The 9,219-nt window shown below is 74.2% G+C and carries 10 protein-coding genes; 4 read left to right on the forward strand and 6 right to left on the reverse strand.

Annotated features, from left to right (window positions below; translation table 11 throughout):
* The first annotated feature begins 133 nt into the window (after positions 1 to 133).
* Positions 134 to 571, forward strand: coding sequence for a hypothetical protein (locus ACERUN_RS05150; RefSeq protein ID WP_370288716.1), 438 nt, complete (start codon positions 134 to 136; stop codon positions 569 to 571).
* A complete protein-coding gene (locus tag ACERUN_RS05155) occupies positions 568 to 2,073 on the forward strand; it encodes a hypothetical protein (RefSeq protein WP_370288717.1) in 1,506 nt (501 codons plus the stop codon). Before ACERUN_RS05150 ends, ACERUN_RS05155 begins: the two co-directional genes overlap by 4 nt.
* On the opposite strand, the gene ACERUN_RS05160 is transcribed toward ACERUN_RS05155, so the two are convergent.
* Together ACERUN_RS05160 and ACERUN_RS05165 are read right to left on the reverse strand one after the other, a co-directional pair.
* Positions 2,052 to 3,437, reverse strand: a complete 1,386-nt coding sequence (locus tag ACERUN_RS05160) for a CpaE family protein (protein WP_370288718.1) — start codon at positions 3,435 to 3,437, stop codon at positions 2,052 to 2,054. The genes ACERUN_RS05155 and ACERUN_RS05160 overlap by 22 nt on opposite strands.
* Positions 3,438 to 3,447: 10 nt before the next feature.
* Entirely contained in the window at positions 3,448 to 4,137 is a 690-nt protein-coding gene (locus ACERUN_RS05165; protein WP_370288719.1) for a hypothetical protein, read from the reverse strand.
* Positions 4,138 to 4,238: 101 nt separating this feature from the next.
* Here ACERUN_RS05165 and ACERUN_RS05170 point away from each other — a divergent pair, with 101 nt between their 5' ends.
* Complete coding sequence (locus ACERUN_RS05170) at positions 4,239 to 4,490, forward strand: helix-turn-helix domain-containing protein (protein ID WP_370288720.1); 252 nt, start codon at positions 4,239 to 4,241, stop codon at positions 4,488 to 4,490.
* A 34-nt stretch (positions 4,491 to 4,524) separates the two neighbouring features.
* Here the strand turns inward: ACERUN_RS05170 and ACERUN_RS05175 are convergent, their stop codons facing one another.
* From ACERUN_RS05175 to sigE, 3 genes are read right to left on the reverse strand one after another with little or no spacing between them, the layout of a single operon-like run.
* Entirely contained in the window at positions 4,525 to 6,027 is a 1,503-nt protein-coding gene (locus tag ACERUN_RS05175; protein ID WP_370288721.1) for a S1C family serine protease, read from the reverse strand.
* 30 nt (positions 6,028 to 6,057) lie between these two features.
* Positions 6,058 to 6,642 carry a hypothetical protein gene (locus tag ACERUN_RS05180; RefSeq protein ID WP_370288722.1) on the reverse strand — a complete coding sequence of 195 codons (585 nt, stop codon included), beginning with the start codon at positions 6,640 to 6,642 and terminating at the stop codon, positions 6,058 to 6,060.
* The gene (gene sigE, locus ACERUN_RS05185) at positions 6,639 to 7,256 is read right to left on the reverse strand and encodes an RNA polymerase sigma factor SigE (protein ID WP_370288723.1); all 618 of its coding nucleotides are present in this window, start codon (positions 7,254 to 7,256) and stop codon (positions 6,639 to 6,641) included. The genes ACERUN_RS05180 and sigE overlap by 4 nt, the downstream gene beginning before the upstream one ends.
* A 176-nt stretch (positions 7,257 to 7,432) precedes the next feature.
* On the opposite strand from sigE, the gene ACERUN_RS05190 reads away from it, so the two are divergent.
* On the forward strand, positions 7,433 to 8,101 hold the full coding sequence (locus ACERUN_RS05190) for an O-methyltransferase (RefSeq protein WP_370288724.1): 669 nt from the start codon (positions 7,433 to 7,435) through the stop codon (positions 8,099 to 8,101).
* Between the two features lie 55 nt (positions 8,102 to 8,156).
* Here ACERUN_RS05190 and ACERUN_RS05195 read toward each other — a convergent pair.
* The coding region (locus tag ACERUN_RS05195) for a M17 family metallopeptidase (protein WP_370288725.1) at positions 8,157 to 9,219 on the reverse strand (1,063 nt) is incomplete at its 5' end.

The raw sequence follows: 9,219 nt of genomic DNA on the forward strand, positions 1-9,219 counted from the left end.
GCGGGGCCGACCTGATCGCCCCTGGAGTCCGCGTGAGATTCTGGCATGGATCGCCGACCGTTCCCGACGGGTCCGCCTGCCGCGTGAACCGACGCGACGTGCCCCCTCCCCGGACGACGAAGGATGATCCCCCGTGCCCCGCACCCCGCGCGCTCTCGGCGCCGCCCTCCTCAGCGCGGCCCTGCTCACCAGCCTCACCGCCTGCGGCGAGGACGACGGCTCGGCCGGCACCGCGACGAGCGGTTCGTCGTCGGAGGCCTCCTCGACCGCGTCGTCCGGCGCCGCGAGCTCGAGCGCACCTGCCGACGACGCCAAGGTCATCGACATCGCGATCAAGGACGGCGACGTCTCCCCCAGCGGCGACCGCATCGAGGTGAAGCGGGGCCAGACGGTCGAGCTCAAGGTCACCGCCGACAGCGAGGGCGAGATCCACGTGCACTCCGACCCCGAGCAGGAGCTCGCCTACAAGGAGGGTGAGCAGACCTTCTCCCTCGCGATCGAACGGCCCGGCGTCGTGGCCGTCGAGGACCACGCGCTCGACAAGGTCATCGTCCAGCTCGAGGTCCGGTGACCTCTCCGCTCGCCACCGCCCACGCGGTCGCCGCCTCGGCGATCGGATCGACCGTCGGCTCCGACACCGTCCAGGCGCACGGGATCGGCGGCCAGGCCGACCTCCCCATCCCGCTCACGCTCGCCATCTCGGGCGCCGTCGCAGCGCTGGTGGTCTCGTTCACGGTGCTCGTGGTGGCGTGGCGTCGTCCGCGCTACGAGCTCGCCGGCGGCGGCACCGTCCGAGCAACCGTCGGCGTCGGTAGCGGTTCGGCGCTCGACCCCGGCCTCGACCCCGGCCTCGACGCACCCGCGGTCGACGCCGAGCACGAGGACGCCGTGCTGCGCCGCCGCGCGGGGCGGCCGGCGCCCGCCGTCCTCGACCGGGTGGTGGGCTCCCACGGATTCCACCTCGCCGCTCGGGCGCTCGGGCTCGCGCTGGCGGTGTTCACCGCCGTGTGCGCGATCTTCGGCAGCGACGACCTCAACAACCCGTTCTTCGGCATCTTCTACGTGTGGCTCTGGGTGGGCCTCATCTTCGCCTCCGCGCTGCTCGGGCCGGTGTGGCGCGCGATCAGCCCGGTGCGCACCATCAATGCGGTGATCGCCCGGTTGGCCGACAGCGATCCCGATCGGGGGCTCCTGACCTACCCCGAGCGCCTCGGCCACTGGCCGGCGGCGCTGGGCCTGTTCGCCTTCGTCTGGCTCGAGCTGGCCTACGCCTATCCCACCGACCTGGGTCCGGTGCGCCTGTGGTGCGCGGTCTACTTCGCGGTGATGCTCGTGGGGGGCGCGCTCTTCGGCAACCGCTTCTACGAGCTCGGCGACCCCTTCGAGGTCTACTCGGGTCTCATCGCGAAACTCTCCCCCTGGGCGCGGGTCGATGGTCGTCTCGTGCTCCGCAGCCCGCTGGCCAACCTCGCCACGATCGTGCCGCGACCCGGCCTGGTGGCCGTCGTGGCGGTGCTGTTCGGCAGCACCGCCTTCGACTCCTTCCGCGAGTCGAGCTTCTGGGTGAAGACCTACCAGGACGCCAGCGTCAGCAAGGTGCTGCTCGACAACCTCGCGCTCGTCGGTTTCTGCCTGACCGCGGGCGTGCTGCTGGCGGTCGGCAGCGCACTGACCCGCGGCGGCGGGTCGGTCGCGCGCCGCGAGCTGCCCGGCCGCTACGCCCACTCGATCGTGCCGATCATCCTCGGCTACATCCTCGCCCACTACCTCACGCTGTGGGTCGACGTCGGCACCCAGACGCTGGCGCGGGTCAGCGATCCGCTCAGCACGGGGGCGAACCTCTTCGGCACCGCGGGCCTCACCCCGTCGTACTGGTTCAGCTACCACCCCACCCTGCTGGCCACGATCAAGGTGCTGGCCGTCGTGATCGGGCACGTGGTGGCCGCCGTGGCCGCCCACGACCGCGCACTTGCGCTGCTGCCCCGGCGTGAGCAGATCGTGGGTCAGCTGCCGATGCTCTTCATCATGGTCGCCTTCACCGGCGGCGGGCTCTACCTGCTGTTCAACGCCTGAGCCCGCGCGCCCGGCGCCACGGCCAGCAGGTCGACGAGTCCACCGAGAGCGCGCAGCAGCGCCGAGTCACCGGTCTCGGCGAGCAGGCGCCCCGCGACGGCAGCCCGGTCGACCGCCGCCTGGTCGTCGGGCAGGAAGTGGACGGCGGCGAGCCCGTGACGCCCGGCGAATCCCTCGAGCATCGCCACGACGTCGCGCTCGCGCCAGCCGAGGGTGGGCCGCATCCGGTTGACGACGACGAGCGGCGACGACGCGATCTCGCGCACCTCGTCGAGCGCACGCACGAGCCGGGCCAGACCGACGGGATCGGCGGAGCCGACGACCACCACGTCGTCCGCGAGCTCGAGCGCCTCGCGGGTGAGGTCGTTGCGGCCGGGGCGACCGAGGTCGACGGCGAGGTCCTGCTCGATGGTGAAGCCGGTGTCGAGCACCACCTGGGCGTCGCGGCGGGCCAGGCCCACGAGGTCGCTCAGCACCCCTGGACGCACCTCGCTCCACCGGTCGGCCCTCGGTAGTCCCGTCAGCACGCGCAGCCGCTCGGAGAGGCGCCGCTGGGTGCCGGTGAAGCGGTCGGCCAGGTCGGGCGACCCGATCAGGCGGGCCGCGGCCAGCAGCCCCGAGACCTCGTCGAGGATGCCGAGCTGCTGAGCCACCGCGCCGCCCCAGGGATCGGCGTCCACGAGCAGGGTGGGCAGACCGCGCTGCGCGAGCTCGCCTGCGAGGGCGGTGGTCACGGTGGTGCGTCCCGGAGCGCCGGCCGGGCCCCACACGGCCACCACGCGCCCCTCGCCGTGCATCGTGGCTGTCGCGACCTCAGGGGGCGGTGGCGGTGGCGGCGCGGTGGGGGCCCCGCCCGTCGGGCTCTCCCCTGCGGTCATTGGCGGTGGCCCCGGCGGCCGGGGCGGCAGCGACCTCGCGGGCGTACGGGACGGACCGTCCGGAGTCTCGGGGACGCGGGAGGCCAGCGCCACTCCCCCCGTGGACGACGCCGGGCCGGCCCCGCCGTCATCCACGGAGCCGGCGAGCACCCCGGGCAGCAGCCCCGGCAGGGCGTCGACCCGGTCGACGTCGACGGTCAGGGCGAGACCGGTGCGCCCACCGACGAACGAGCGGGCGGTCTCGGGACCGGTGACGCCGACAGCGCGCACCTCGTAGCGGGCCAGCTCGTCGAGCACGCGCGCGTCGAGACCGGGCAGGTCGGTGCCCATGACGGCGACCTCTGCCTGCCCGGTGCTGGCCACGGCGAGCAGGTCGTCGACGTCGACGCACCGCTTGAGGACGACGACGCCGGGGTCGGCCTGCAGGGCGGCGAGCGCCGGACCCTCCCAGGCAGCGCCGGAGGAGGCGAGGAGGACGATGATCACGGCGTCGACCTCAGGAGCGCTGGAGCACGCGGAGCACGGGATCCTGCAGGTCGCCCAGCAGACGCTCGAACGCCGCCGCGCGCTGCTCGTCGACGGCCACCACGATCTGGCGGGCGCCGCTCACCACGAGGGCGTCCTCGTCGGCGGGCGCCGCCACCACCGTGACCTCGGCGAGCGCCGGAGCAGCCCCGCGGCCCGCACCGGCGGCGTCGGCGCCGCCCTCGCCCGCACCGGTGGCGTCGCTCAGCCAGACATCGATCACGGAGCCGGCACGCACCCCGGGCGGCACCCGGTTGGGATCGACCTCGAGCGGCACCCTGAGCTGCGCCACCGCGTCGGCCTCGCCGACCGCCGAGCGCGCCAGCAGCTCGCCCGCCCCGACGGGCCGCGCGAAGACCAGGCCCTCGGGCACCGGTTGCGAGGCCGGGTAGTAGCGCTCGGCGGTGGCGTCGTCGGTGAACCGCAGCCGGCGCACCTCCAGGTCGTCGCGGACGACGGGTGCCCCCGCTCCGCGTTCGGCGGCCACCACCCACACCGCGGTGGTGTCGTCGACCGCGGCGAGCGCGCGGGCACCGAGCACCACCGATCCTGCGACGAGGAGCAGGCCGAACCACAGTCGCGGGTCACGCCAGCCGGGCCGCGCCGTGCGCACGGCAGCCGGTGCCGACGTGCCCGCAGGGATCCCGAGATCTCTGGACACGCCGCCATCATGCCCAGTGGGGGCGCGCTCGTCACCTGCCTCCTCCACAGGGTCGCGAGGCGGCGGTGTCGACCGTCGCCGGCGGATGCGACGATGGGCGCATGGCTGCCGGTCCGCGCTTCCTCACCCTCGCCGACGTCGCCGAGGTGCTCAACACCTCGAGCGCGCAGGTCTACGCGATGGTGCGGCGCGGCGAGCTGCCCGCGATCAAGATCGGCGGCCGCGGGCAGTGGCGGGTCGAGGCGAGCCGGCTCGAGGAGTACATCGCCGAGCAGTACCGCCACGCCGAGCGCTACGTGGCCGAGCACCCGTTCGCCGAGTCCGAGGCCGGTGTCGACGCCGGTCTCGAGTAGCCCGCGCCGTCCGCCGACTGGTTGCCGAAGGCGCTCAGCCCGTCTCGCCGTCCAGGGTGACCTTGACCTTGCGCTCGTTCGACCCGCGGTCGAGGGTGAAGGTGACCGTCTGGCCGGGCTGGAAGGTCCGGATCGCGACGATCAGCGAGGTGCCGTCGGTGACGCGCGTGCCGTTGATCTCGGTGATGAGGTCGCCGCGCTTGAGGCCGCTCTCCTCCGCGGGGCTGTCGGCGATGATCTCGCTGATCTCGGCACCGCGCCCGTCGGGAACGCCGCCGGTGTTCACCTTCGCGCCGATCACGGGGTACTGCGCCTTGCCCGTGCGCAGGATCTGGTCGGCGGTGATGCGCACCTGCTCGACCGGGATCGCGAAGCCCACGCCGATGTTGCCGGCCTCGGCACCCGTGGTGCCGCCGCCGCCCGCCGTGGCGATCGCGGAGTTCACGCCCACGACCTCGCCCTGCATGTTGGTGAGCGGGCCGCCGGAGTTGCCCGGGTTGATGGCGGCGTCGGTCTGCACGGCGTTGATGAACGACGACTCGTCGGCGCGTGAGCCGGTGGTGACCGGGCGCTGCAGGTAGCTCACGATGCCGGAGGTCACCGTGTCGGGCAGGCCGAGCGGCGAGCCGACCGCCACGACGGGCTCGCCCACGCGAAGACGCGCGGAGTAGCCGAGCTTGGCAGGCTTGAGCCGGTCGCCGTTCTTCACCACCAGCACGGCGAGGTCGTACACCGGGCTGCGCCCCACGACCTCGGCCTCGTAGCGGTTGCGGTCGTGGTCGATGACGACGATCGGCCCCTCGTCCTTGGCCGCCTGCGCCACGACGTGGTTGTTGGTGATGATGTGCCCGTCGCCGTCGAGCACCCAACCGGAACCGGTGGCCCCGGCGTCCTGGCCGTCGTACTCGGCGAGGATCTGCACGGTGCTCGGGAGCACGGCTTGCGCCACCTCCGCCACCGAGCCGGGCGCCTTCAGCGGCGGGAGGTCGGTGAGGTCGACGTCGGCGAGACCTCCGCCGGCCAGGCCCGGCGGGTCGTCGCTGCCGCCGAAGCCGTTCTGCAGGGCGCTGCCCAGGAAGCCGCCCGCGAGCCCGACCACGAGCGCGAGCGCGGCGACCGGCAGCCACGTGGCTCGACGAGCGCGGTGCGAGCTGGTGGGCGCCGGCGGGATCGGCTCGAAGGACCCCGGGAACAGGGTGAGAGGCGGCTCTGCTCCTCCGGGGCCGACGGGCGCGACGGGAGCGGCCGGGGGTGCGGGATGGCTCGACCCCGGATACGGGGGCGGGCTCGAGGGCGGCCCCGACGGCGCGGGCGAGCCGGGCGCCGCGGGGGCGCCGAACAGCGGCGGCGCAGCGGGCGGAGCCGGACGCGAGGCGGCCGGGTCGGGGGCGGCGGACGGCGGCACCAGAGGCCCGGACGGCGGAGCCCACCGGTCGTCGCCCGCACCGCCGTTCGTGGAGGGCGGGGTCACCGGCGGCACCGGACGGTTCGCCGCGGACTCGTCGGGCTCGGGTGACACCTCACGCTCGTCGCTCACTCCCCCATCATGTACGACGCCACCAGCCGCTCAGCGACGGGCGGCGCGCACCGGCGTGCGGAGAAGGGTGATGAGGTCCTGCGCGGGTTGCACGGCGGCACTGCTGCTGGTGGGTCCCCCCACCGACGTGGCGCCGCCGGGACCGGGGCGTCCGGGAGGTGGCGGCGTCGGCGAGGAGGGCACACCGGTGCTGATCTGGGTGACCGGAGGGCGCGGCGTCACCGGAGCACCGCCCGGCGCCACGCCGAGCGCGACCACGCCGAGGACGGCGGCACCGAGCGCACCCCCGCCGGCGAGCAGCGCCCCACTCGGACGGCGTTCGCCACGCCGCGGCGCCACGGCCGACGGCGCGAGAGCGGCGTCCCAGGGCGAACCGGCGCCGGACGGCGGCAGGTTGAGCAGCGAGCCCTTGAGCGCCGACGACGCCGACGGCGCGTCGTCCTCGCTGTGGGCGCCGAGGCCGGCGAGCCGACTCTTAATCCACCCCTCGCGTTCGACGAGGTCGCGGCACGGGTGACAGGAGTACACGTGGGCCCAGGCCTCGTCGCTCTCGCGCTTGGCGAGACGCCCGTCGAGCAGGGCCGTGACGCGCGGGCCGCTGAGGTGCCCGATCATGCTGTGCCCCCGGCGGGCACGGGCGCCCCTGCGTAGCGACTGCGACCGTCGGTGGGAGCGCGGTGCGCGAGGGCGGCGCGCAGCAGCGAGCGACCACGGTGGATGCGCGAGCGCACCGTGCCGAGCTTGACGTCGAGGATCTGAGCGATCTCCTCGTAGGTGAGGCCCTCGATGTCGCAGAGCACGACGGGAGCGCGGAAGTCGGGCGGCAGCGCTGCGAGCGCGGACTCGACGTCGGCCTCGAAGGTGCGCTCCGCGTACGCGGTCTCAGGGGCCGGCGACGGACTGGTCAGCTTCGCTGCGCGTTCCTCCGACAGCGCGTCGAAGCGGATGCGCTGGCGGCGACGGGCCTGGTCGAGGAAGAGGTTCGTGGTGATGCGGTGCAGCCAGCCCTCGAAGGTGCCCGGCTCGTAGGTGTGCAGCGAGCGGAAGACGCGCACGAAGACCTCCTGCGTGAGGTCCTCGGCGTCGTGACGGTTGCCGGTCAGGCGCAGCGCGAGGCGGAAGACCCGGTCGGTGTGCTGCTCGACGATCTCCTGCCAGCTCGGCACGAGGGAGGCGGACGCGTCGGCCCCCGCCGTCTCGGTCGGGGTGGGATCGACGGGCTCCTTCATCACGGCCTTCTTCCGCTGGGTCCACGCCAAGGTCCTTGGCTCCTCTCCTACGGTAGGGACGGCTCCTGAGGGTTGCCTGTGAAGCGGATCAACGAACGATGGGGACCCGGTGTTCCCACGGTCCGATCTCGTCGCGTCGCGCGTCCTCCGCGCCCGCGTGGCCCTAGGGTTGGCCCGTGGCCGCCTCCTCAGCACCGACTCCGCCGTCTGCGACCAGCTGGAGCTTCAGCGACACCTACCTCGCCGAGGACGACGTGCTGCTCGCCGCGCGATCGCGCGCCGACGAGGTCGGCGTCGTGTCCGTCGGCCCCGGCGCCGGTGCCGCCCTGCGTCTGGTCGCCGCCCTCATCGAGGCGCGCGCGGTGGTGGAGATCGGAACCGGCACGGGGGTCTCCGGGGTCTGGCTGCTGCGGGGCATGCGTCCTGACGGCGTGCTCACCACCGTCGACGTCGAGGCCGAGCACCAGCGCCTCGCACGCGAGTCCTACAAGGAGGCGGGGGTGGCGCCCCAGCGGGTGCGCACCATCGCCGGTGCCGCGCTCGACGTGCTGCCGCGCCTGACCGACGGCCACTACGACCTCGTCTTCGCCGACGGCGACAAGCGCGAGTACAGCGCCTACCTCGCCGAGGCCCTGCGCCTGCTGCGTCCCGGCGGCGTGGTGGTCTTCGACAACGCGCTGTGGCACGACCGGGTGGCCGACCCCGCCCAGCGCGACGAGGAGACCGTCGCCATCCGCGACCTGGTGCAGCACGTGGCCGAGGCCGACGGTCTCGTGCCGGCGCTGCTGCCCGTGGGCGACGGCCTGCTGGTCGCCAAGAAGGAGTGGGCGGGCGACACCGCCTGAGCACCCGGGCGGTGACTCCGCGGGCGCTGATCCCGCGAAGCCACGGGCAGGCGGTTCAGTCGACGATGCCGGCCAGCGGCTCGGGCGAGCCCAGCCAGCCGAGCAGCAGGCGCGGGCCGAAGCCGGTAGGCCCCGCCGTCCACTCGTAGGAGTCCTTCTCGGAATCGCCGACCGACGCGATGTCGAGGTGGGCCCACGGCACGTCGCCGACGAAGTGCTGCAGGAACAGCGCCGCGGTGATGGCGCCGGGGCCGCCGGGATCGTTGCGCGCGTCGGCCACCTTGGAGGCCAGGGTCTCCTCGTACGCCGCGTGCAGCGGGAAGCGCCACAGCGGCTCACCGGACTGCTCCCCCGAGCGCAGCAGAGCCTCGGCGAGCGTGTCGTCGCTGGCGAAGAGTCCTCCGACCTGCTGGCCGAGCGCGACCTTCACCGCGCCCGTGAGGGTTGCGACGTCGACGATCGCGGCGGGCCGGATCTGCTCGACCGCGTAGGCGAGGGCGTCGGCGAGCACCAGCCGGCCCTCCGCATCGGTGTTGCCGACCTCGGTGGTGCGACCGCCGTAGTGGCGCAGCACGTCGCCGGGGCGCAGCGCACGGCCCGACACGGCGTTCTCGGCCGCTGCGACGAGACCGACCACCCGCACGGGGCAGTCGACGTCGGCGAGTGCGGCCATCGTCGCGAGGACGACGCCCCCGCCGGTCATGTCGCGCTTCATCGAGGCCATCGAGGGTCCCGGCTTGAGCGAGAGACCACCGGAGTCGAAGGTGATGCCCTTGCCGACCACCACGACGGTGGGCAGCTTGCGGGCCGCACGGGCGGAGATCCCGCGCGGGGTGTAGTCGAGGCGGATGAGTCGCGGAGGCGTGGCCGAGGCCTGCCCGACGCCGACGATGCCGCCGAAGCCCTCGGCCGCCAGACGCTGCTCGTCCCAGACCGTGAGCTCGAGACCGGCCTGCTCGGCGATCTCGGCGGCCTGGACGGCCAGCCAGGCGGGGTTCTTGAGGTTGGAGGGCACGGTGGCCAGGAAGCGCGAGCGCCACCCGGCGCCGCCGATCGCGACCGACCGCTCCAGCAGCCCGCGATCGGGCGGGGGGGGCCGCCCGGCCCCCCCGCCCCGG

This window comes from Nocardioides sp. (assembly GCF_964229035.1).
Lineage (GTDB): Bacteria > Actinomycetota > Actinomycetes > Propionibacteriales > Nocardioidaceae > Nocardioides.